Origin of the sequence: Leucobacter muris (assembly GCF_004028235.1) — a bacterium.
GTDB classification, from domain to species: domain Bacteria; phylum Actinomycetota; class Actinomycetes; order Actinomycetales; family Microbacteriaceae; genus Leucobacter; species Leucobacter muris.
In genome coordinates, this window is sequence record NZ_CP035037.1 from 81,474 (window position 1) to 102,703 (window position 21,230).

Annotated in this window: 19 protein-coding genes and 1 pseudogene; 14 read left to right on the forward strand and 6 right to left on the reverse strand. The window is 70.4% G+C overall.

What is annotated here, in order from left to right; translation table 11 throughout:
- Positions 1 to 144 precede the first annotated feature (144 nt).
- From Leucomu_RS00385 to Leucomu_RS00395, 3 genes and pseudogenes are all read left to right on the forward strand, one after another.
- Positions 145 to 2,172 (forward strand): hydantoinase/oxoprolinase family protein, encoded by a 2,028-nt coding sequence (locus tag Leucomu_RS00385; RefSeq protein WP_128385981.1) that lies wholly within the window; start codon positions 145 to 147, stop codon positions 2,170 to 2,172.
- Positions 2,172 to 4,159, forward strand: a pseudogene (locus Leucomu_RS00390) (hydantoinase B/oxoprolinase family protein). Before Leucomu_RS00385 ends, Leucomu_RS00390 begins: the two are co-directional and overlap by 1 nt.
- A gap of 402 nt (positions 4,160 to 4,561) precedes the next feature.
- Positions 4,562 to 5,965, forward strand: coding sequence for a purine-cytosine permease family protein (locus tag Leucomu_RS00395; RefSeq protein ID WP_017884179.1), 1,404 nt, complete (start codon positions 4,562 to 4,564; stop codon positions 5,963 to 5,965).
- Positions 5,966 to 6,117: 152 nt separating this feature from the next.
- On the opposite strand, the gene Leucomu_RS00400 is transcribed toward Leucomu_RS00395, so the two are convergent.
- On the reverse strand, positions 6,118 to 7,584 hold the full coding sequence (locus Leucomu_RS00400; protein WP_164884478.1) for a PucR family transcriptional regulator: 1,467 nt from the start codon (positions 7,582 to 7,584) through the stop codon (positions 6,118 to 6,120).
- Positions 7,585 to 7,675: 91 nt separating this feature from the next.
- On the opposite strand from Leucomu_RS00400, the gene pxpA reads away from it, so the two are divergent.
- From pxpA to Leucomu_RS00435, 7 genes are all read left to right on the forward strand, one after another.
- Positions 7,676 to 8,410, forward strand: coding sequence for a 5-oxoprolinase subunit PxpA (gene pxpA, locus Leucomu_RS00405; protein WP_031290054.1), 735 nt, complete (start codon positions 7,676 to 7,678; stop codon positions 8,408 to 8,410).
- Between the two features lie 52 nt (positions 8,411 to 8,462).
- Entirely contained in the window at positions 8,463 to 8,699 is a 237-nt protein-coding gene (locus tag Leucomu_RS00410) for an acetyl-CoA carboxylase (protein WP_017884182.1), read from the forward strand.
- A gap of 35 nt (positions 8,700 to 8,734) precedes the next feature.
- A complete protein-coding gene (locus Leucomu_RS00415) occupies positions 8,735 to 10,090 on the forward strand; it encodes an acetyl-CoA carboxylase biotin carboxylase subunit (protein WP_128385983.1) in 1,356 nt (451 codons plus the stop codon).
- Entirely contained in the window at positions 10,087 to 10,980 is an 894-nt protein-coding gene (locus tag Leucomu_RS00420) for a 5-oxoprolinase subunit B family protein (protein WP_128385984.1), read from the forward strand. Before Leucomu_RS00415 ends, Leucomu_RS00420 begins: the two co-directional genes overlap by 4 nt.
- Entirely contained in the window at positions 10,970 to 11,935 is a 966-nt protein-coding gene (locus Leucomu_RS00425) for a 5-oxoprolinase subunit C family protein (protein WP_128385985.1), read from the forward strand. The genes Leucomu_RS00420 and Leucomu_RS00425 overlap by 11 nt, the downstream gene beginning before the upstream one ends.
- A gap of 115 nt (positions 11,936 to 12,050) precedes the next feature.
- Positions 12,051 to 12,245 carry a tautomerase family protein gene (locus Leucomu_RS00430; RefSeq protein WP_128385986.1) on the forward strand — a complete coding sequence of 65 codons (195 nt, stop codon included), beginning with the start codon at positions 12,051 to 12,053 and terminating at the stop codon, positions 12,243 to 12,245.
- Between the two features lie 165 nt (positions 12,246 to 12,410).
- On the forward strand, positions 12,411 to 12,983 hold the full coding sequence (locus tag Leucomu_RS00435) for an HdeD family acid-resistance protein (RefSeq protein WP_017884187.1): 573 nt from the start codon (positions 12,411 to 12,413) through the stop codon (positions 12,981 to 12,983).
- A gap of 128 nt (positions 12,984 to 13,111) precedes the next feature.
- Here the strand turns inward: Leucomu_RS00435 and Leucomu_RS00440 are convergent, their stop codons facing one another.
- From Leucomu_RS00440 to Leucomu_RS00455, 4 genes are all read right to left on the reverse strand, one after another.
- A complete protein-coding gene (locus tag Leucomu_RS00440) occupies positions 13,112 to 13,633 on the reverse strand; it encodes an SseB family protein (RefSeq protein WP_128385987.1) in 522 nt (173 codons plus the stop codon).
- Positions 13,634 to 13,685: 52 nt separating this feature from the next.
- Positions 13,686 to 14,300, reverse strand: a complete 615-nt coding sequence (locus Leucomu_RS00445) for an energy-coupling factor transporter transmembrane component T family protein (protein ID WP_128385988.1) — start codon at positions 14,298 to 14,300, stop codon at positions 13,686 to 13,688.
- Positions 14,297 to 15,133 carry an energy-coupling factor ABC transporter ATP-binding protein gene (locus Leucomu_RS00450; RefSeq protein WP_128385989.1) on the reverse strand — a complete coding sequence of 279 codons (837 nt, stop codon included), beginning with the start codon at positions 15,131 to 15,133 and terminating at the stop codon, positions 14,297 to 14,299. Before Leucomu_RS00450 ends, Leucomu_RS00445 begins: the two co-directional genes overlap by 4 nt.
- A 182-nt stretch (positions 15,134 to 15,315) precedes the next feature.
- On the reverse strand, positions 15,316 to 15,924 hold the full coding sequence (locus Leucomu_RS00455) for a biotin transporter BioY (protein ID WP_128385990.1): 609 nt from the start codon (positions 15,922 to 15,924) through the stop codon (positions 15,316 to 15,318).
- Between the two features lie 164 nt (positions 15,925 to 16,088).
- Here Leucomu_RS00455 and Leucomu_RS00460 point away from each other — a divergent pair, with 164 nt between their 5' ends.
- Entirely contained in the window at positions 16,089 to 16,703 is a 615-nt protein-coding gene (locus Leucomu_RS00460; protein ID WP_128385991.1) for a TetR/AcrR family transcriptional regulator, read from the forward strand.
- Positions 16,704 to 16,734: 31 nt separating this feature from the next.
- Here the strand turns inward: Leucomu_RS00460 and Leucomu_RS00465 are convergent, their stop codons facing one another.
- Entirely contained in the window at positions 16,735 to 18,102 is a 1,368-nt protein-coding gene (locus tag Leucomu_RS00465) for a PucR family transcriptional regulator (RefSeq protein WP_164884479.1), read from the reverse strand.
- Between the two features lie 127 nt (positions 18,103 to 18,229).
- Between Leucomu_RS00465 and Leucomu_RS00470 the strand changes: the two genes are divergently transcribed.
- From Leucomu_RS00470 to Leucomu_RS00480, 3 genes are read left to right on the forward strand one after another with little or no spacing between them, the layout of a single operon-like run.
- On the forward strand, positions 18,230 to 19,762 hold the full coding sequence (locus tag Leucomu_RS00470) for an APC family permease (protein ID WP_017884194.1): 1,533 nt from the start codon (positions 18,230 to 18,232) through the stop codon (positions 19,760 to 19,762).
- Positions 19,759 to 20,451, forward strand: coding sequence for an SDR family NAD(P)-dependent oxidoreductase (locus Leucomu_RS00475; protein WP_128385993.1), 693 nt, complete (start codon positions 19,759 to 19,761; stop codon positions 20,449 to 20,451). The genes Leucomu_RS00470 and Leucomu_RS00475 overlap by 4 nt, the downstream gene beginning before the upstream one ends.
- Entirely contained in the window at positions 20,451 to 21,230 is a 780-nt protein-coding gene (locus tag Leucomu_RS00480; protein ID WP_128385994.1) for an SDR family NAD(P)-dependent oxidoreductase, read from the forward strand. Before Leucomu_RS00475 ends, Leucomu_RS00480 begins: the two co-directional genes overlap by 1 nt.

The window sequence follows — 21,230 nt, forward strand, 5'->3', positions numbered from 1 at the left end:
GAGGTTTGCCGGACGTTAAACCGGCGATTTTTGTGAATTTTACAATGAGGGCGTCGCAAACCTTCGTATTCTCTAGTGACCCCCCGACCTGAGGGGCACGAGGGTTGATGCATCCGGAAGTCAACGATGAATCCAGGAGGACCCATGAGCAGTATTCGCGTCGCGGTAGACGTCGGCGGCACATTCACCGACGTCTGCATCTTCGATGACGACACCCAGCAGATGCGGGTGACGAAGGTGCCATCGACACCGGCCGATCCCATGATCGCGGTGATGAACGGCGTGGATCGGGGCGAGATCGACCTGAACGAGGTCGCGCTCTTCTCGCACGGCACCACGGTCGCCACCAACGCGCTCATCACCCGCAACTTCCCCGCCGCCGCCCTCGTCACCACGCGCGGCTTCCGCGACGTGCTCGAGATCCGCGACGGCACCAAGGACGACCTGTGGGACGCGTACAACGACGTCTCCGCGCCCTACATCCGCCGCCGCGACCGCTTCGAGGTGAGCGAGCGCATCGACTACAACGGCAACACGATCACGCCCCTCGACGAGGCCGAGGCCCGCCGGCTGGCCGAACTGCTGCTGCGCCGCGGCGTGAAGACGATCGCCGTCTGCTTCCTCAACTCCTACGCCAACGCGGCCCATGAGACCCGCATGCGCGAGATCCTCGAAGAGGTCATCCCCGACGCCACCGTCTCGACCTCGGCCGAGGTGCTGCCCGAGATCTTCGAGTACCCGCGGTTCAACACTGCCGTCGCCAACGCCGTGCTCGCACCGCTCGTGTCGGGCTACGTGAACCGGCTCGCCGGCCGTCTGCGCGACGGCGGCTACCGGGGCGACCTGCTGCTGCTCCACTCGGGCGGCGGGTCGATGACGCCGCGCCTCGTCGAGAAGTTCCCCGTGCGGCTCGCCGCCTCGGGCATCGCCGCCGGAGCCATCTCGGCCAAGCACATCGCCCAGCAGTGCGGCTACGACAACGCCGTGAGCCTCGACATGGGCGGCACCTCCACCGACATCGCCCTCGTCGCCGACGGCGAGCTGCGCGTCTCGCAGGAGTGGCAGGTCGAGTACGGCCACCCCATCATCTTCCCCTCCATCGAGGTGCTCACCATCGGCGCCGGAGGCGGATCCCTCGCCCACATCGACATCGCCGGCTCGCTGCGCAACGGCCCCCAGTCGGCGGGCGCCGACCCCGGGCCCGCCTGCTACGACACCGGGGGCGACCAGCCCACCAACACCGACGCCAACGTCGTGCTCGGCCGGCTCGGCACCTCGCTCGCCGGCGGGGTGAAGCAGCTCGACCGCTCCCTCTCCGAGCAGGCGATCCGCCGCGTCATCGCCGAACCCCTCGGCATGGGGCTCGAAGAAGCGGCCCAGGCGATCATCTCGGTCGCGAACGCCAACATGGCCGACGCCGTGCGACTCGTCTCGATCCGCCGCGGCTACGACCCCCGCGACTTCGCGCTGCTCGCCTTCGGCGGGGCCGGCGCCCTCCACGGCGCCGACGTCGCCCGCGAACTCGGGATCCCGACGGTCGTCGTGCCGCCCAACCCGGGCGTCACCTCGGCCATGGGCTGCCTGCTCGTCGACATCCAGCACGACTTCGCGCAGATGTACAACGGCGCCGACGAGGACGGCATCGAGCAGGCCTTCATCACCCTCGAGACCGAGGCCACCGCGCGCCTGCGCCACGAGGGCGTCGCAGAGGAGAACGCGATCCTGCAGCGCAAGATCTCGATGCGCTACCAGGGCCAGTGGCGCTCGCTGCAGGTGCCCATGGGATCCGGACCCGGCGCGCTCGAGCGGGCCGTGCGCACCTTCCACGAGCAGTACGAGCGCGAGCTCGCGTTCCGCCAGGACGACGCCCCCGTCGAGGTCTACCAGCTGCACCTCGGCGCGGTCGGCAAGATCCCGAAGCCCTCGTTCCGGCCCGCCGATCCCGTGCCCCAGGCTCCCGGCGAGCCAGCCGAGCGCCGGCCCGTCTACTTCGGCGTCACCGGCTGGCTCGACACCCCCGTCTACGACCGCGACGCGCTCGCCGCGGGCACGGCGTTCCAGGGCCCGGCCATCATCAACCAGCTCGACTCGACCACCGTCGTGCCCCCGTACACTCGCGCCGAGATCGACGAGTGGCTCAACATCCGCATCCACCTCGAGGAGATCAACTGATGAGTGACACCATCGCTCTCGCCCCCGCAGTGGGGCGGCAGACCGAACTCGACCCGGTGACGTTCGAGGTGCTGAAGAACGCCTTCGCCACCAGCGTCGACCTCATGAGCGAGCAGATCCTGCGCACCTGCTACTCGTTCGTCATCTACTCCCGCGACTTCTCGTCGGCGCTCTGCGACGCCCACGGCAACACCGTCATGCAGGGCTCCGGCGACATCGCGGTGCACGTGGGCACGCTGCACTTCCAGGCCAAGGCCGTGATCGAGCAGTTCGGAGACGACATCCACCCGGGCGACGTGTTCGCGATCAACGACCCGTACCGCGGCGGCACGCACTTCAACGACGTCTCGTTCGTGCGGCCCGTCTTCTCCGAGGGGCGCATCATCGCCTTCGCGCAGAACAAGGGGCACTGGGCCGACATCGGCGGCAAGGTGCCCGGATCGTTCGACGTCTCGGCGTCCGAGCACTTCGGCGAGGGGCTGCGCATCACCCCCATCCGCGTCTGGTCGAAGGGCGTCTTCCTGCACGACGTGGCCCAGTTGCTCGTCGCCAACACCCGCGCGCCCGAGCAGGCGCTCGGCGACCTGCACGCGCAGTCCGAGGCGACCGCGGTGTGCGAGCGCGAGGTGCTGCGCCTCGTCGACCGCTACGGCACCCGCACCGTCGAACTGGCGATGCAGGAGACCCAGGACTACGTCGAGCGCACCGTGCGCCGCCGCCTCGCCGACCTGCCCCAGGGCACCTGGGAGACCGTCGACTACCTCGACCTCGACCCCGGCAAGCCCGAGGGCCTCGTGCCCGTCAAGATCCGCATGACGCTCGACGGCGAGGGCATCCACTACAACCTCGAGGGCAGTGCCGACGTGGTCGACACCTTCCTCAACTCGGGCTACGGCACCACCTTCTCGGCGATCTATGCGGGCACCAAGACCTTCTTCCCCGACGTGCCCCTCAACTCGGGCTTCTACGCGGCCGTCACGGCCGACATCGGCCCCGAGGGCACCGTCGTGAACGCGGGCTGGCCGTACGCCGTGACCGGCTTCTGCTCGGGGCCCTACGAGAAGCTCATGAACGGCATCTTCGAGATCTGGTCGCAGCTCATGCCCGAGCGCGCCATGGCCTGCGCCTTCAACCTCGAGTACCTGCTCGTCGGCGGGCGCGACGCCCGCAGCGAGAACAAGCCGTACTTCATGTGGTACGACTGGATGGCCGGCGGCTGGGGCGGCCGCTCCTCGAAGGACGGCTCGAGCGCCACCGCCCCCGTGTTCGGCGTAGGCCTCGCGGTGCAGGCGTGCGAGGGGCAGGAGCGGCTCACGCCCGTGCTCACCACGATGCATCGGATCGGCACCGACTCGGGCGGGCCCGGCCGGTTCCGCGGCGGCTGCGGCGTCGAGAAGGGCGGCACGCTCACCGACGCCGACGCGTCGGTGATGAGCTACTGCTGCGACCGCGCCCGCTCGATCACCTGGGGCATCGAGGGCGGCCTGCCCTCCATCCCGCACGGCGTCTGGCTCAACCGCGACACCGAGAACGAGCGCTTCCTCGGGTCGATCTTCTCGTCGGTGCCGGTGCAGCCGGGCGACACCTTCTACCGCCCCTCGGCGGGGGCGGCGGTTTCGGCGATCCGCTCGACCGCACCCCCGACGAGGTGCTCGAAGACGTCATCGACGACTACGTCTCCGTCGAGCGGGCGGCAGAGGACTACGGCGTGGTCATCGTGCCGATCGATCCCGAACTCGACCGCTACGAGATCGACCGCGAAGCGACGCTCGCCAAGCGCGCCTGGATCCGCGAGAACCGCACGGCCTGGCTCGAGTCCGACCCGCGCGAGGTGGCCGAGCGGTACCGGGCGGGCGAGCTCGACCTGCTCGACGTGATCCGCCGGCACGGCGTCATCCTCGACTGGGGTACCGGCGAGCTCTTCGAGGAGACCACGAGGCAGCATCGCGAGCAGATGGCGCGACGCTCGCTCGGCCACTGGGACTGACGCGGCGGCCGGCCACCGGGTGGGCGACCACCCGTCCGAGGCGAGCGGCGCCTCGCCCGGATCCGGACGGCCCCCTCTGCGGGCGACAGCGGACGACCGTGCACCGCGGTCTTCCGAGATCTTCCGCGGAGGGGAGCCCGTCCCGTGCCGACGATCGGTCGGTGCCGGATCGGAGATTTATGCATACGACAAAGGAGTCTGCTGATTTTCCGGCCCTTGCACAATACTGATCCGCGACACGCCTGACAAAAATGAGATGTCGGTGCGATCGACTGCAGCACCGACCCGGCTTCGCACCGGTTCCGGCCGACGCGGATTCTCCCCCCTTCCGCAGCCGTGCTCGCCGCCGCGCCTCCGCGCGACGACGCCCGCGGCGGCACTCCCCGAAATACCAATGGAGGTATGATCGTGACCCTCAATCTGACCGGGAGCAACGACGACGTCGAAGCGACCGACGCCCTCGCGCGACAGGGCGACGACGAAGACCAGATGACTCGCGGATCGCTCGCGATGGCCTGGTACGGCGTCGCCAGCGCGTTCTTCTTCGTCTACATCGGCGCGGCGATGGCGGCCGCCTACGGCACGGTGAACGCCATCGTCGGCATCGTGCTGACCATCATCTGCTACGGCGTCATCAATGCCGTGCTGTCGCGCTACGCCATCAACAACCGCACCACGGTGGCGCAGTTCTCGCGCACCATCCTCGGCACCGCCGGCTCGTCGATCGCGACGATCATCTTCGCGCTCGTCGCGATCTACTACGCCGTGTTCGAGGGTTCGATCGTGGCCTACGCCTTCATGGCGGCGTTCGGCGGCGAGATGTGGATGTGGAGCCTCATCGTGGTGATCTACTCCACGCCGCTCATCATCGGCGGCGCCCGCCGCTTCCTCGACAAGCTCAACGGCTGGCTGATGCCGCTCTACTTCTTCGGCCTCGTCGCCGCCGTCATCTGGGCGGGCGTCGTCTACGGCTTCGGCGACGCCTGGCTCACGCACGCTCCCGAGGTGCCGCTGCCGTTCGCGCAGGGCGGCCCGGGCTGGCTCGCGACCTTCGCCGGCTACATGGGCGTGTGGATCATGATGATGTTCACCATGGACTACGCGGCGCTCGGCAAGCGCAAGGATGTGAAGTTCCACCAGCGCTTCACCTTCGGCCCGCTGTTCTACGTGCTCGCCTACGGATTCTCGGCCTTCGTCGGCATCTTCCTCACGTTCACCATCCCGGGTCTCGAGGTCTCCGAGACCGGCATCGCCGGCGGTATGGTGTCGCTGATGGGCATCCTCGGCCTCATCGTGATCATCGCCTCGCAGACCCGGATCAACACGGCGAACTACTACCTCGGGGCTGCGAATCTGCGGGCATTCGGGGAGCGGGTGCTGCGCCTGCGACTGCCGAACATCGTGTGGGTGCTCGTCTCGTCGGTGATCATCTACCTGCTGATGCTGCTGCCCATCGTGCAGTATCTGCTGCTCGCTCTGGCGTGGCAGGGCGTGCTGGTGACGGCGTGGGTGGCGATCGCGCTGACCCACGTGCTGCTCGATCAGGGCCGCAATCAGGAGCACGCGGCGATCGGCGACAAGCACTATCGGGCCTTCAACAGCAACGGCCTGATCTCCTGGACGATCGCGACCGTGATCGGCCTCGTGATGCTGCAGCTCGGCTCGATCAACCCCGAGCTGGCGGGCGTCGGATCGACGTGGGGCCCGATCCTCACGGCCGTGTCGGCTGGCGTCATCTACGCCGTGCTCTGGAAGACGCACCCGACGAGCCGCACCGGCCTGATCAAGGTCGTCGCGCAGCAGTAGCCCCTCGCCGGTGCCCTCGGGCCCCGGCGAGCCCGGCGGGGTCGGGCGGCCTCGAGAACCCCGTTCTCGAGGCCCCGGCCTCGCCGCGCGATCGCCTTGCCGCTCGGGATCGCGGGTCGCGGGATCCCGCGTCGCATCGGGGCCGCGGTGCGTCAGTACGGCTCGAGCTCGACCAGGCGCAGCGCCATGAGGCAGGTGGCCTTGCCGTCGAGCGTGTCGAGAGAGATGTTCAGGATCTGTTCGATGCGTCGGAGCCGGTAGCCCAGCGAGTTGCGGTGGATGAACAGCTCGTCGCAGGTGCGCGAGGGCTGCGCGTCGTTGCGCAGCCAGGCGCGCAGCGTGGGCAGCAGTTCGGTGCTGCGCTTCTCGTCGTGCTCGAGCAGCGGCGCGAGGAAGCGGTGGGCCGACTCCCGCGCCCCGCGCCCCGCGGCTGCCGCCACGACGGCGCTGAGCCCGAGCGCCGGCGCCACCACGGGCTTCTCGGCGTGGCGCACCAGATCGAGGGCGTGCACCAGCGAGATGCGCAGTTCGTCGATGGTGTGGGTGGGTTCGCGCAGCACGAGCGGCAGGTCGGCCCGCACGCCCAGCAGGTGCGCGGTGGCCTCGGCGATGCCGTCGCGGGGAAACTGCATGAGCGCGATGAGGCGGTCGTCGATCTCGGCCACCCGCACATCGTGAAAGGCGTCGTGCAGCGCGAGGCGCAGCTGCCAGGCGGCGGCGGCGTGCTCGCCGCCGAGGTCGGCGACCACGAGCGCGGTGTCGGCGCCGCGGCTGAGGCCGAGCTCGTGGAACGCACCGGCCACGTCGTTGCGGGTGGCCTCGGACCACGAGACGCAGCGGTTCACGAAGCGCAGCATGTCCTGCTGACTGCTCGCATCGACCGTCACCGAGCGGTTGAGCTGCATGGCGAGGATCGAAGTGACGGGCGTGAGCAGGGGCTCGAACTCGCTCGACGGCCGCAGCAGGCGCACCGCGAGCTGGCACGGGTTGCGCAGTCCCATCGGCAGGGTGAGGTTGAAGACGTCGGGCTGAGCGCCGCGGGTCGCGCCGGTGCGCCAGGTGACGGTGGTGGGGTACTGGGCGATGATGGAGTCGAAGGCGTCGTAGACGGCGACCGGCAGTTCGAGCACGGAGTGGATCGCAGCGAGCAGCGTCGAGATCTCGGCGCCCTGGCTCGCGAGCCGCGCGCACTCGTCGGCGAGCCGCCAGCCCCGGTCGGTGAGGGCGATGCGCTCGGCCTGCAGCATGTATTCGACGTGCTGGTTGATCTTGAACAGCGGCACGGTCGTGGGTACCTCGAGCAGGGGCACGTCGTGGCGAGCGCACGCCTCGATGAGCCCCTTCGGCAGTTCGCGGTGGGCGACGCCCACCGCGAAGGCGAGGGCCGAGACCGGCACCCGGGTGAGGCGCTCCACGTAGCCGTCCCAGATGCTGGGCTCGGTGAAGTTCATGCCGATGCCCGAGGTCAGCACGAGGACGTTCGGCTCGAGGTATGGCGTTGGATCGAGGTGCTCTGCGGGGGCGCAGCGGGCGATCTCGCGGCCCAGCCGTTTCATGCTCGACGGCGTCTCGAGCCGCAGTTGCAGGGACTGCTCGGCGAGGAGGTCGGTGACGCGCATTCGATCCCTTTCGCATCTGCACAAATTCGAATGGAAGATTCTTGCGTATGCATAATAACGTTCGTTGCGGGCTGGGCGTAGCTTTGAGGCCATGACAGCACAACGTGGTGATGCGATCTCAGTCAACTCCGATATGGGCGAGGCCTTCGGCCTGCACACCTTCGGCAACGATCCCGAGCTGATGCGACTCATCGACGTCGCGAACGTCGCATGCGGCTTCCACTCCGGCGATCCGGGTGCCATGGAGACCACGGTCTCGCTCGCGCACGAGAACGCCGTGCGCGTCGGCGCCCACCCCGGTCTGCCCGACCTCGTGGGCTTCGGCCGCCGCGAGATGAAGCTGACGCCTCAGGAGGTCGAGGATCTCATCCGCTACCAGGTGGGCGCGCTCACCGGCTTCCTCACGAAGTACGAACTCCCTCTCAACCACATCAAGCCCCACGGCTCGCTCTACGGCATGCTCGCCCGGGACGAGGAGCTGATGCTCGGAGCGGTGCGAGTCGCCCGCGACTACGGCGTGCCGGTCTTCGGGATCGCCGGATCCGCCCACCAACGCGTCGCCGAGCGCGAGGGCGTCGAGTTCGTGGGCGAGCTCTACGTCGACCTCGACTACAACTCCGAGGGCGGCCTCATCATCCTGCGTCAGCCCCACGCCACCGACCCGCAGCAGGCCGCCGAGAAGGCCCGGCGCGCCATCGACGACGGAGTCATCGTGTCGGTCGACGGCACCGAGCTGCCCATCGAGTTCGGCAGCATCTGCGTGCACTCCGACACCCCCAACGCCGTCGAGGTCACCGCCGCCGTGCGCGCGGTCGTCGACCGGTAGACGACACCACCCACCATCCCATCTATCCCTCTATCTCGAGAGCGAACAACACATGAGTTCACAGGTCATCGCCCCGATTCCCGGTATCTTCTACCGCCGCCCAGCACCCGACAAGGCCCCGTTCGTCGAGGTGGGAGACACCGTCGAGACCGGGCAGACGATCGGCGTCATCGAGATCATGAAGCAGTTCACCGAGGTGCGCACCGAGATCGGCGGCACGATTCAGTCGTTCGAGGTCGACGACAACGGCATGGTCGGCCCCGGCGACGTCATCGCGACGATCGACTGATCCCACCCGACGCCAGCCCGCAAAGGAGCGCCATTGTGAAAAAACTGCTGATCGCCAACCGAGGCGAGATCGCGGTGCGCATCATCCGCGCCGCCCGCGAGATGGGCATCGCCACCGTGGCGGTGGTGAGCGAGGCCGACCGCGGCTCGAACGCCGAGCGCCTCGCCGACGAATCGGTCGTGATCGGGCCCGCTCCCGCGGGCCTGAGCTACCTCAACCACGAGGCGGTGCTCACCGCCGCCGCCGAGACGGGCGCCGACGCGATCCACCCCGGCTACGGCTTCCTCTCCGAGAACGCCGACTTCGCCCGCAAGGTCACCGACGCCGGACTCGTCTGGGTGGGGCCCGACCCGGACACCATCGTGCTGATGGGCGACAAGTCGCGCGCCCGCCGGGCCGCCATCGAGGCCGGAGTGCCCGTGCTCGCGGGAACCGACGGCGTGCTCGACGTCACGGCCGACATCGAGAGCATCGCCGATGGCATCGGCTACCCGCTCGTGGTGAAGGCCTCCGCCGGTGGAGGCGGACGCGGCATCCGGCGCATCGAGTCGCGCGCAGAGGTGCGCGGCACCGTCGAGGTCGCCCAGGCCGAGGCGCAGGCAGCGTTCAACTCGAACGAGGTCTACTTCGAACGGTTCGTCACCCGGGCGCGTCACGTCGAGGTGCAGATCTTCGGCGACGGAGAGACCTGGGTGCACCTGGGCGACCGCGACTGCTCGATGCAGCGCCGCCAGCAGAAGGTCATCGAGGAGGCGCCCGCACCGGGCCTGCCCGAGGACCTGCGGCAGCGCATGCGCGACACCTCTGTCGAACTCGCGCGCCAGTCGAGGTACGTGGGGGCCGGCACCGTCGAGTTCCTCTACGATCCCGACCGCCAGGAGATCGCCTTCATCGAGATGAACACGCGCCTGCAGGTCGAGCACCCCATCAGCGAGGCCATCACCGGCATCGACCTCGTGCGCGAGCAGTTGCGCATCGCCTCCGGAGAGAGGCTCGGCTACACCCAGCAGGACATCGAGTTCGAGGGCCACGCCTTCGAGTTCCGCATCAACGCCGAGGACCCCGACAGCAGCTTCATGCCGAGCCCCGGCCGCATCGAGGCCCTCGAGCTCTCGGGCGGGCCCGGCGTGCGCGCCGACTTCGGGTTCTCCGCCGGCCAGACCGTCATGCCGTTCTACGACTCGCTGCTCGGCAAGCTCATCGTCTGGGACCGCGACCGGGAGCACGCCCTCGCTCGCGCAGCTCGCGCCCTCGACGAGGTCGAGATCTCGGGCATCAAGAGCACCGTGCCGCTCATGCGGCGGCTCGTGGCGCTCGACGACTTCTCGGCCGCGCAGCACTACACCACCTACATCGAATCAGTCCCCGGCCTGTTGGGAGCATCAGCATGACCCTGCCCGACCACGCGCGCTACACCTGGGGCGGTGACGAGTTCCTGCTCGTCGAGATCGCCCCGGACATGTCGCTCGAGGCGAATTTCGTCTCGAACTCGATCGCGATGGGCCTCGAGCAGCGCGAGCTGCCCGGCATCATCGACATCTGCCCGGCCAACGCCTCCCTGCTCATCCGATTCGACCCCGACGAGCTCGCCCACACCGAGCTCGAGCGGGTGGTGCGCGAACTCGAGGCCGACGTTCGCCAGGTCTCCGGCGGGGTGCTCGAAACCCGCATCGTCGAGGTGCCCGTCTGGTACGACGACCCCTACACGCGCGAGACGGTGGAGCGATTCCGCGAGGGGTACCACCAGGACCCGAGCGGCACCGACCTCGACTACGCGGCGGCGGTCAACGGTCTCGCCGACGCGCAGGAGTTCATCCGGCGCCACCACGAGCGCCCGTGGCTGGTGTCGATGGTGGGCTTCGTCGCCGGCCTCCCGTTCCTCTTCCAACTCGCACCGCAGGAGGAGCAGCTGGAGGTGCCCAAGTACCTGAGCCCACGCACCGACACGCCTCCCCTCACGGTCGGCATCGGCGGCTGCTTCACCGCGCACTACTCGGTGCGCGGCGCCGGGGGCTACCAGATGCTGGGCATCGCGCCGGCCCCCATCTACGACCCCGAGCAGCGTCTCACCGACTTCGCCGACTTCTCGGTGCTGTTCAAGACCGGCGACGTGGTGAAGTACCGCCCCGTCGACGAGGCCGAGTACCGCGAGATACAGGCGCAGGTCGAGGCCGGCACCTACCGCTACAAGCAGGCACCCGTCACGTTCTCGCTCTCGGAGGCGCTCGCCGACCTCGAGGGCCACAATCGCTCACTTCTGGAGGCCCTCGATGTCGCTTGAGATCATCACCCCCGGGCTCGCGACCACGGTGCAGGATCGCGGGCGCTTCGGCTACTACCGCTACGGCATCCCGCAGGGCGGCTCGATGGACCAGTACTCGTCGGCGCTCGCCAACCGCCTCGTCGGCAACACGCCCGACGACGCCGTGCTCGAGTGCACCTACCTCGGGCCGAAGCTCACCACCGACGCCCCCGCCGTGATCGCGGTGACGGGCGCGCCCGTCGACGTGCTCGTCAACGGCGAGCCCGCGCAGCAGAACGCTCGCATCGAGCTGCAGGCCGGCGACGAACTCTCGTTCGGTGTGATCCGGGGCGGCACCAAGTTCTTCATCGCCGTCGCGGGCGGGATCGACGTGCCAGTGGCCCTCGGCTCCCGCTCCACGTACCCCATCGGCCGCATCGGCGGCGTCGAGGGCCGCGCGCTCGCCGCGGGCGACGCACTGCCCGTGGGCGAGGCGCGCGAGCAGACGCTGCCCCGTCTCGACCGCGTGCCCGACGATCTGCTGCCGAGCTACGAGAAGCAGGTCGAGGTGCGCGTGATGACGGGTCTCTACGACCACAAGCTCACCGAGGAGGGGCTGCGGAACCTGCTCGGCGCCGAGTGGACCCTGACTCCCGTCGCCGACCGCATGGGCCTGCGCTTCGACGGGCCCGGTGCGCCATGGAGGGACGAGCCCCAGCCCTTCGGCGCGGGCCAGGACCCCTCGAACATCACCGACGCCGGCTACCCCGTGGGCTCGATCCAGATACCCGGTGGTACGCAGCCCATCGTGCTGCACTACGACGCGGTCTCAGGGGGCGGCTACGCGCAGGCCTGCACGGTCATCAGCGCCGACATGGATCTCTTCGCGCGCATGTCGCCGGGGACCCGGGTGCGCTTCGTGCCAGTGACCATGGAGCAGGCGCTCGAGGCGCGTGCCGAGCGCCGCGCCCGTCTCGACCGCGTCTGGTCGTAGAGGCGCACGGGTCGCGGGGCGCAGGCTCCGCGACCCGCGCCCCGCATGGCCGCCCGTTCACCCGCCCCCACCGCTACGGCCCGGGCCCCGGGCCCGAGAGACAAGGAGAATCGCCGTGCCACTCGTCACCGTGAAAATGTTCGAGCATCGTCTGCATCAGGATCCGCAGTTCGCGGAGCGGCTGGCCATCGCCATCGATGAGGTCGTCGCCGAGCACTGCACCGGACCCGACGGCAAGCGCCCCGACACCTGGGTCACCGTCGAGGGCGTGCCGCGCACTCAGTGGACGTTCAGCGGGCAGACCCGCTGAGGCGTCGGCGGGGTCGCCGGCCGCGCCGACCTCCTGTTCGTCGAGCTCGCTGCAACCGTGTGGTGCGGCCGGAGCGGGCCGAGGGGAGTAGTGCCGCGACCGCAGATGGGCCATGATAAGGGTATGCGCCGCGTGTGCGGATGCTGTCTCACCCAAGGAGTTCTCATGACCTCACCCGAAACGAACCTGCTGCAGCGCGCCGGCGACGGCGTGCGCACCGCCTTCGGCGTGGGCGGCCTGATCGCGATCGTGCTGGGCCTGCTCATCATCCTGTTCCCGGGCAAGACGGGCGCGGTCGCGATGCAGATCGTCGCCGCCGTGATGGCCGCCTACGCCCTGGTCGTGGGCGTCGTCTACATCGGCTCCGCGGTCTTCAGCCGCGCGCTCGGCGGCTGGGCCCGCACCGGCCACATCCTGCTCGGCGTGCTGTACGTGATCGGCGGCGTGGTGATGATGGTGAACCTCGGCGCGACCGCCGCGGTGCTCGCGATCTTCCTCTCGGTGACCATCGGCGTGCTGTGGCTCTTCGAGGGCGTGATGGCGTTCACGGTCGTCAAGCAGAGCGGCAACAAGACCTGGACCGTCATCTACGGCATCATCAGCGTCATCGCCGGTCTCTCGCTCATGCTCTCGCCGCTGCTCGGGGCCGTGACCCTGTGGCTGCTGCTCGGCATCTCGATGGTCGTGATGGGTGTCGTGCAGGTGGTGCGCGCCTTCAAGGTCGGCTCCGCGGAGTAGCACACGGGCGGCGGCGTTGCCGCCGTCGATCGGGGTCCCGGGGTGCGCTGCACTCCGGGTCTCAGTCGTTCGTGGGCCTCGGTCGGCGGCGGCCCGGAGCCGTGGCGACGGTGGCGACCCGGCGCGGCTCAGCGCATCTGCTCGAGCTGCTCCGCGGTGACGGGCTCCTCTTCGAGGGCGAGCGCCAGGTACTTGCGCAGCACGACCAGCGAGGCGCCCGCCTTGTCGAACTCGGCTGCGACGAAGCGGTCGGTGCGGATCAGCGCGATCGCCTCGTGCGCGGGCATGATGACGCCCTTGCTGTCGGCGCGGCGCTCGGCGGGCGCGACGGCGCGCAGCTCGGCCATCGACGTGAAGAGCGGCAGCACGAGCTGGCCCTTCGTGGAGCGGATGGTGCGCACCCGCGGCCCCTTCTTCTTCGAGGAGGTGCCAGTCACGTCGGCCACGAGGTAGCCCTCGCGCAGCGAGTTCAGAAAGGCGGCGAGTCGCTCGTAGTCGGGCTGCTGCTGCAGCTCGCGCAGGGCATCGCGCACGGCCTCGTTGGCGTAGTCGGGGTGCACCTCGGCAGGGATCGCGGCCTCGGCCCGGTCTGCGGCCTCGGACGGGTGCGCTGCGGCGTCGGGATCCGGATGCTGGGGGTTCTCGGCCATGCCCTCCAGCCTAGGGCGTTTCTCGCGCATCATCGTCTACAGTGCGCGCCCCTCAGTCCTCGCCGACACCGCGCGCCGAGAGAGCCTCGCCGGTGAGCTGCGCGTGCGCGACGGTGCGCAGCACGAGCGGCATGAGGCGCGCGCGCGGATCCCGTTCGAGCCCGCGGGCCCGCGCTGCGGACTGCGTCTCGCGCGCGACGCCCAGGATGGTCGGGATCGCGCGGATCACGAGCGAGAACGCCAGCGCCACCCGCTCGGGTTTCGCGCCGAGGTGGCGCAGCGGCCCGAGCGCCCAGGTGATCGTGTCGAGCATGTCCTCGACGGCGGTGCTCGCGGTGACGGCGCTCGCGGCGAGGATCATCGCGAAGAGGTCGCCGACCACCTCGGCGCCCCGCTCCCAGCCGTGCTGCCAGGCCTGGAACGCGAAGAGGGGGACCGCGATCAGCGCGAAGCCGCGGGCGACCCGCCAGAAGTCGCGCCCGCGCAGCCCCGCGAGCACCGCGAGGGCGACGGCGATCCCGAGCCACGCCGCGGTGAGCGGCACGCCGGTCGTCGACACCACCGCGATCGCGAACCCGAACAGACCGAGCAGCTTAGCGCCCGGCCGCAGCCGGTGGAGGGGCCCCGAACCCGGCAGGTAGGCGCCGAGCGGCGAGTGGATGCTCACGGTCGCTCCCGGGCGGGATCGTCGGGCGAGGGGCGGCCTGCGGCCGCACTCGATGCCGCCGGAGCCCCGCTCAGTTCGCGGTAGTGGGCGATCGCTGCGGCGGGGGCGCCGTCGAACGCTACGCGCCCCTCGTCGACGACGAGGGTGCGGTCGGCCCGAGCGGAGAGCTCGAGGTCGTGCGTCACGACCACGAGTTGCTGCGGCAGCGACATGAGCAGGTCGCCGATCATGCGGGCGTTGCGCAGGTCGAGCAGTGTCGTGGGTTCGTCGGCGACGAGGATCGCGGGGTCGGTCGCCAGCACCGACGCGATCGCGAGCAGCTGCTTCTGGCCCCCCGAGAGCGTGTGCACGCTGCGATCGGCGAGCTGCGCGAGCCCGAAGCGGTCGAGTGCGGCGAGCGCGGCCTCCCGGCGGGCGCGCTTGTCGCGATGGGTGCGGCGCAGGGAGAGCATCACGTCCTCGATCGCGGTCGGCATGATGAGCTGCGCGGCGGGGTCGGTGAACACGAAGCCGACGCGGCGCCTCACGGCGGCGCCGTCGCGGCGGGTGTCGAGGGGGCGCGGATCCGGCGCCCCGGCGCTCGCCTCCGCCGCGCCCGGGGCTGCGTCGGCCTCGCTCGTGCCTCCGCCGTTCGATGCGGCGCTCGCCGTGATCACGACCTGCCCCGCGCTCGGCTCGACGAGCCCGTTGACGAGCCGGGCGAGGGTCGACTTGCCCGAGCCGTTCGCGCCGATGATCGAGACGCGGCGCTCGGTGAGCGTGAGCGAGACGGGGTGCAGGATCGTGACCGGGCCCTCGGGTGCGGTCACGGTGGCGCTGCGCAGTTCGATCACTCGGCGATCCTATGCGGTGTTGACGGGATTCTGGTGGGGGATCGGCTCCGGCTCGGGGTCTTCGGCTGTGCGCCGTCCCGGGGTGCGGAGCCGGGCGGTGTTTCGGATCGGAGTGCGAGTTTCGATCCGAGATGCCGGTGAGAACCGAGACACGGGTGGGAAGCCCGAGCGGCCGGGCGCTCTCAGGCGCGCCGGCGCGCCGGCAGCAGGCTCGGGAACGCGCGGTGCACGGCCGTGGCCACGAGCGCCATCAGGATGTTCTTGACCACGTCGCCCGGCCAGAAGGCGAGGTCGGCGACGAACGCCTGCCCCAGGGTGAGGTCGGCCCGCCACGCCATGCCGAGGATGCCGAGCGGGTGCACGAACACGAAGCTCGACACGATGCCTGCCACGAAGATGAGGGGGATGCTGGTCGCGATCTTGCGGCGGGGCAGGCGCTCGACGATGAAGCCCGCGAGCAGCGCCGCGAGCGGGAATGCGACGAGGTAGCCCACCGAGGGGCCGGCGAAGGGCGCGAGGCCCGCGGATCCGCCCGAGAACACCGGCAGTCCCGCCGCACCGACCGCCAGGTAGAGCAGCACGGCGAGGAAGCCCCGGCGCGCACCGAGCACGGCGCCGGCGAGGATCACGGCGAAGGTCTGCAGGGTGATGGGTACGGCGCCGCCCACGCTGATGGCAGGCAGCAGGGCGCAGACCGCGATGAGGGCGGCGAAGGTTGCGATGAGGGCGATGTCGGTGGCGACGTTGCGCTTCGGTGCGGCGCCGACGGCGGCGGTCTCGGGTGCGGACACTCTGGCTCCTTGTGGTGGGCCGCGCTTCGATGATGCGGCGCGGAGGGGCGGGAAGGGGATCGGGATCGCGGGGCACGGCCCGGCGCGGTGCCGGACGCTGCTCGGGACAGCAACCTGAACGGTGTTCTGGTGAACGGTGTTCAGGTTAGCGGTAGGCTGGTGGAATGCGCAACAGCCTCGCCGACGTGGTCGCCGCCGGCCTGCGCGTGCTCGACGCCCAGGGGCTCGAGAACTGCTCGATGCGCCGCGTCGCCGCCGAGCTGGGCGTGCAGCCGAGCGCGCTCTACCATCACGTGCCCGACAAGCAGACCCTGCTCGCGCTCATGGCCGACGAGATCGTGGGCCCGGTCGCGCTGGGCGGCGGAGCGGCTCAGGGCGCGGAGGGCGCGGCCGGCGCCCAGGCGGCGGGCCCCGCCGCCGATCCGCGCGCCTTCTGCATGGCGCTGCGCGAGGCGATGCTCGCGGTGCGCGACGGCGCCGACGTGGTGGCGACGGCTGCGGCGTTCCGGCTCGGAGCCTCCGATGTGGAGCGGTGGCTGACCGCGCTCGTGGGGCCCGACGGCGCGCGCACGCTGCTGCTCTACACCTTCGGGCACGCGCAGTCGACGCAGACCCACCGGCAGGCGGCGGCGCTCGGCGCGCTGATCGATCCTGCCGCGCTGCCCCGAAGGGACGCGGCTGCGGTGGCGGATCCCGAACGCGACCTCGACGCATCGTTCGAGCGGGGCCTCGCCATCATCCTGCGGGGCCTCGACGCGTCTGCGACCTCGGGCCGCTGACGCGGCCGGCCCCGGGCCGAGCCGTCGAACCTCAACGGTGGAAGGGGCGGATCAGGCGGTGCTCGACCGCCTTGCGGCGCTCGGCCGTCCACAGGGCGATGCGCAGGTCGACCAGATCGTTCTGCGAGAGCGGATCGCGGCCGCTCAGCTCCCGGATCCTCCGCAGCCGATGCCGCACCGTGTTCACGTGCACGTACAGCCGGTCCGCGGTGGCCTGCAGGTGCCCGTCGGCGTCGATGAACACGCGCAGCGTGGAGAGCAGCTCCACCCGCCCCTGCTCCTCGGCATCGAGCAGCGGCTTGATGAGCTGCTCGACGAACGGGCTCAGATGCTCGGCGGGCTGCTGCTCGAGCAGCGCCTCGAGCGACACCAGCTGATCCGGCCCGGCGAGGCCGCCGCGGCTGCGCGCCAGCCGCAGCGCCGACCTGGCCTCGCTGAGCGCGCGCCGCAGCTCGCCCAGCTCGACCGTCGAGCTGTAGCCGCACACGAGGCCGAGGCCGCGGAACGACTCCTCCGAGTTCGGCCCCGAGATGAGCACGACCCCCTGGGACGTCACGCCGATCAGCCCGGGAATGCCGTGGCGGCCGAGCGCCCCCTCGCTGCCGCTCGGCCAGCTCGACGCCCGCAGCTGCGCGCGATCCAGCCCGTGGGCCTCGATCTCGGGCAGGATCGCCGCGGGAAGCGCGAGCCCGCTCGCGATCAGGTCGATGAGCTGCCCGAGGCGTTGCTGCTGCTCCGATGCCTCGCGGGCGTGCTCAAGGCCCGTGAACTCGAGCACGCTCTGCAGCTGCTCCATGAACTCGCCGCTCGGCCCCGGCGCCTCGCCGATCCACTCGAGCCCGCGGCTCGCCCCCGATCCGACCTTCCCGACCCGGCCGCCGAGGGTCTCCTCGACCGCGCTGAGCAGCGCCGTCTCGCCCGCGCCGGTGCGGGCCATCGCCAGCAGCCGCGAGAGCAGCGCGGTCTCCCGCCTCCTGGCCTCGCTCTCGATCTGGGTGCGACGCCGCAGCACGACATCGTTCACCGCGAGGAAGGGGACGCCGTGGTCGAGCAGCAGCAGCGGCATCCCCGCGAGCTCGCACGCCGCGACGAGCTCTTCGGGCGGCTCCAGGTGCACCTCGCCGAGGCCCAGCGCGATGCCCGCGACCCCGGCGTCCGACAGGGCGGCGACGAACGTCTCGGCGGAGCGCGGGCGCACGAGCGCGCTGCCCAGCGTGCAGACGAGCTCGTGCTTGCGCAGGTGCGGGCGCGGGTCGAGCTGCTCGGTCGCGTGCACCCACGAGACCTGTCGCTCGAGCGCGCCGTCGGGCAGCACGGCGGCGGTGACGGCCAGCGATCCCGCTGCGATGAGATCGCCGATCCTGACGAGCGCCCCGGAATCGGCCTGCATCGAAGACATGAGAGCATTGTAGCTTTCTACAACTCGCGTGCCGGGAAATAGAGGATGTTCCTCTTTTTGAGCCCTGAATAGTGGAGGAGTGCATAATTGGGGGCGTTCGTCGCCGTCCGGGCCAAAGGAGACCACTGTGACTACGAGCACTGCTCGCCCCGAAGAGGGCACCCGCACCCTGCGAAGGGAATTCAGCTTCGGCGCCGCGTTCGCCTTCGCATTCGCGTTCATCTCGCCGATCGTCGCCCTGTACGGCATCTTCGGCCTGGCCATCACCACCGCGGGTCCGTCGTTCTGGTGGGGCTTCCTGATCGTCTTCGGGGGCCAGTTCCTCGTCGCGCTGGTATTCGCGATGCTGGTCTCGCGATGGCCGCTCGAGGGATCGATCTACCAGTGGGCGTCGCGACTGCTCGGTTCGGGCTACGGCTGGTTCGCCGGTTGGTTCTACATCTGGACGCTGGTGATCGCGATGGCGACGGTCGCGCTCGGCGCGGCCGGCTTCATCGCGAACATCATCGGCATGCACGGCGCGAGCGGCACCCAGATCGCGTTCATCGCGTTCATCGTGCTGGTGCTGGGGACCATCATCAACCTCTCGGGCCGCGGCATCCTCAAGGGCTTCATGCTGGCGAGCATCGGCGCCGAGGTGATCGGCTCCATCGGTCTCGCCGTCTGGTTGCTCATCGCCCACCGCGAGCACGACTTCTCGGTGCTCTTCGACGGCGGAGCCAGCATCGGCGCGTCCGAGGGGTTCTTCTCGCTGGGCGGTCCGTTCCTGCTCGCCGTCGTGTTCATCGGCTTCTCGTTCGTCGGGTTCGAGAGCGCGGGCTCGATCGCCGAGGAGGTGCACGAGCCGCGGCGCAACCTGCCGAAGGCCGTGCTGTTCTCGATCAGCTTCATCGCCGTCGTAGTGATGTTCTCGAGCCTCGCGGTGATCCTCGCCACCCCCGAGAACGCCGCCGAGCTGCCCGACTACGACGCCGACCCCGTCTACGCGGTGCTCACCGCGCAGCTGGGCTCGCACCTCGCGATCCCGATCCAGGTGCTCTTCGCCATCGGCTTCGTCGCGAGCTTCCTGGCACTGCAGACCTCGGCGTCGCGCCTCATCTGGGCGAAGGCCCGCGACGGCGCGCTGCCGTTCTCGAACGCGCTCTCTCGGCTCAGCCGCTCGCAGCGCCAGCCGGTGGGCCCGATCCTCATCACCACCGTCATCGGCACCGCGCTCTTCCTGCTGAGCAACGTCGCCGAGAACCTGTACACGATCATGGTGAACTTCACGTCGGGCGGCTTCTACCTGAGCTTCCTCTTCCCGGTGCTCGCGTTCGCGGTGGCGGTGCTGCGGAAGCGCTGGCGGCCGGGTCCGTTCAGCATCGGCCGCTGGACGGGGATCGTCGCCGTCGCCGCCCTCGTGTGGGTGGTGCTCGAGCTGGTCAACATCGCCTGGCCCCGCGCCCTCAACGGCAACCCCTGGCTCGACTGGTCGGTGGTGGTGGGCGCCGTGGCGCTCGCTGTGGTGGGCGCCGCGATCTACTCCCGCGTGCGCACCCGCATCGTCAACGTCGAGACCTCGGCCGTGATGCTCGAGCTGGACGGCGCCGCCGAGAGCGAGACCGCCGGCGATCCCGCCGGGGGCGCCCGTCCCGGCCGCGAGAGCGGGGAGCGCCGATGAGCCCGGTCGCCATCGTGACGGGGGCCGCCGGCGGGATGGGGTCGGCGGTCTCGCGGAGACTGCGCGACGCCGGCTGGACGGTGGCCGGCTTCGACCGGGTCCGGGCCAGCGACGTCGACCTCGCGCTGCAGGTCGATGTGGCCGACGAAGCCGATGTGGCCGCCGCCGTGGCCGCCGTGGAGCGGGATCTCGGCGCGGTGGAGGCGTTCGTGAGCGCCGCCGGGCACTACGAGAGCATCCCGTTCACCGACGTGACCGACGAGCAGGCCGCGCGCATGCTCCGCGTGCACCTCGGCGGATTCTTCGCCGGATCCCGCGCCGTGCTCCCCGGCATGCTGGAGCGCGGCGCCGGCGCGATCGTGGCGATCGCGAGCGAACTGGCCGTCGGAGGCGGCGCGCGCGACTCGCACTACGCCGCGGTGAAGGGCGCCGTGCTCGGGGCGGTGAGGAGCCTCGCCGTCGAGGTCGCGCCGTCGGGCGTGCGGGTGAACGCGGTCGCCCCGGGCCCCACGAACACCCCGATGCTGGCGCCCGACTCGCCGTGGCGTGACGAGGCGTACCTCGCGACGCTGCCGACCCGGGCGCTCGCCGAACCCGACGACGTGGCGCTCTGCGTCGAGTTCCTGCTCGACGCGGGGAGCTTCGTCACGGGCGAGATCCTCCATCCGAACTCGGGAGCCGTGATCTGATGCCCCACTCGAACAGTCGAAACCTCGAGGGAACGGCGGCGCTGGTCACCGGCGCCGCCGGCGGGCTCGGCGCAGCGCAGGTGTCGGCGCTCGCCGCGGCGGGGGCCGACGTGCTGGCCCACGCCCGCTCGGACGGCCCCGCGCTGCAGGCGGTGCTGCGGACCTCCGGTGCGCGGGGCGTGGCGAAGGATCTCGGCACCCCCGAGGCCTGCAGGGAGCTGATCCGGGACGCGGTGCGGATCGCGGGCCGGCTCGACACCCTCGTCGCCAATCACGCCACGATGACGATGGCGCCGCTCGTCGACGCCGATCCCACCGACTGGTGGCGGGTCGTCGAGACGAACCTGCTGGGCACCTACGCCATGATCCAGGAGGCCGTGCGCGTGATGCGCGAGCAGGGCACGGGCGGGCGGATCGTGGTGATCTCGAGCGAGTGGGGTGTGATCGGCTGGCCCGAGGCCACCTCCTACGCGGCGTCGAAGGCGGGCCTCATCGCGCTCGTGAAGTGCCTGGGCCACGAGCTCGCGCCCGAGGGCATCATCGTCAACGCGATCGCCCCGGGGGTGATCGATACCCCGCAGCTGAACGTCGACGCCGAAGCGGCGGGCGTCTCGCTCGCCGAGATGCACGAGCACTACGCTCGCGGCATCCCGCTCGGCCGCATCGGCCGCGCCGACGAGATCGCGGAGGCCGTCGCCTTCCTCGCGAATCCGGGGCTGCGGGCGATCGCCGGGCAGACGCTCCAGGTGAACGGCGGATCGACCCGCGCCCGGGTCTGA

Bases quoted from the DNA above. Each gene is read 5' to 3' on its own strand.
- Leucomu_RS00420 (WP_128385984.1), top strand. From the start codon at position 10,087: ATGACCCTGCCCGACCACGCGCGCTACACCTGGGGCGGTGACGAGTTC.
- pxpA (WP_031290054.1), top strand. From the start codon at position 7,676: ATGACAGCACAACGTGGTGATGCGATCTCAGTCAACTCCGATATGGGC.
- Leucomu_RS00425 (WP_128385985.1), top strand. From the start codon at position 10,970: ATGTCGCTTGAGATCATCACCCCCGGGCTCGCGACCACGGTGCAGGAT.
- Leucomu_RS00460 (WP_128385991.1), top strand. From the start codon at position 16,089: ATGCGCAACAGCCTCGCCGACGTGGTCGCCGCCGGCCTGCGCGTGCTC.
- Leucomu_RS00480 (WP_128385994.1), top strand. From the start codon at position 20,451: ATGCCCCACTCGAACAGTCGAAACCTCGAGGGAACGGCGGCGCTGGTC.
- Leucomu_RS00475 (WP_128385993.1), top strand. From the start codon at position 19,759: ATGAGCCCGGTCGCCATCGTGACGGGGGCCGCCGGCGGGATGGGGTCG.
- Leucomu_RS00440 (WP_128385987.1), bottom strand. From the start codon at position 13,633: ATGGCCGAGAACCCCCAGCATCCGGATCCCGACGCCGCAGCGCACCCG.
- Leucomu_RS00385 (WP_128385981.1), top strand. From the start codon at position 145: ATGAGCAGTATTCGCGTCGCGGTAGACGTCGGCGGCACATTCACCGAC.
- Leucomu_RS00435 (WP_017884187.1), top strand. From the start codon at position 12,411: ATGACCTCACCCGAAACGAACCTGCTGCAGCGCGCCGGCGACGGCGTG.
- Leucomu_RS00400 (WP_164884478.1), bottom strand. From the start codon at position 7,584: ATGCGCGTCACCGACCTCCTCGCCGAGCAGTCCCTGCAACTGCGGCTC.
- Leucomu_RS00395 (WP_017884179.1), top strand. From the start codon at position 4,562: ATGATCGTGACCCTCAATCTGACCGGGAGCAACGACGACGTCGAAGCG.
- Leucomu_RS00465 (WP_164884479.1), bottom strand. From the start codon at position 18,102: ATGTCTTCGATGCAGGCCGATTCCGGGGCGCTCGTCAGGATCGGCGAT.
- Leucomu_RS00410 (WP_017884182.1), top strand. From the start codon at position 8,463: ATGAGTTCACAGGTCATCGCCCCGATTCCCGGTATCTTCTACCGCCGC.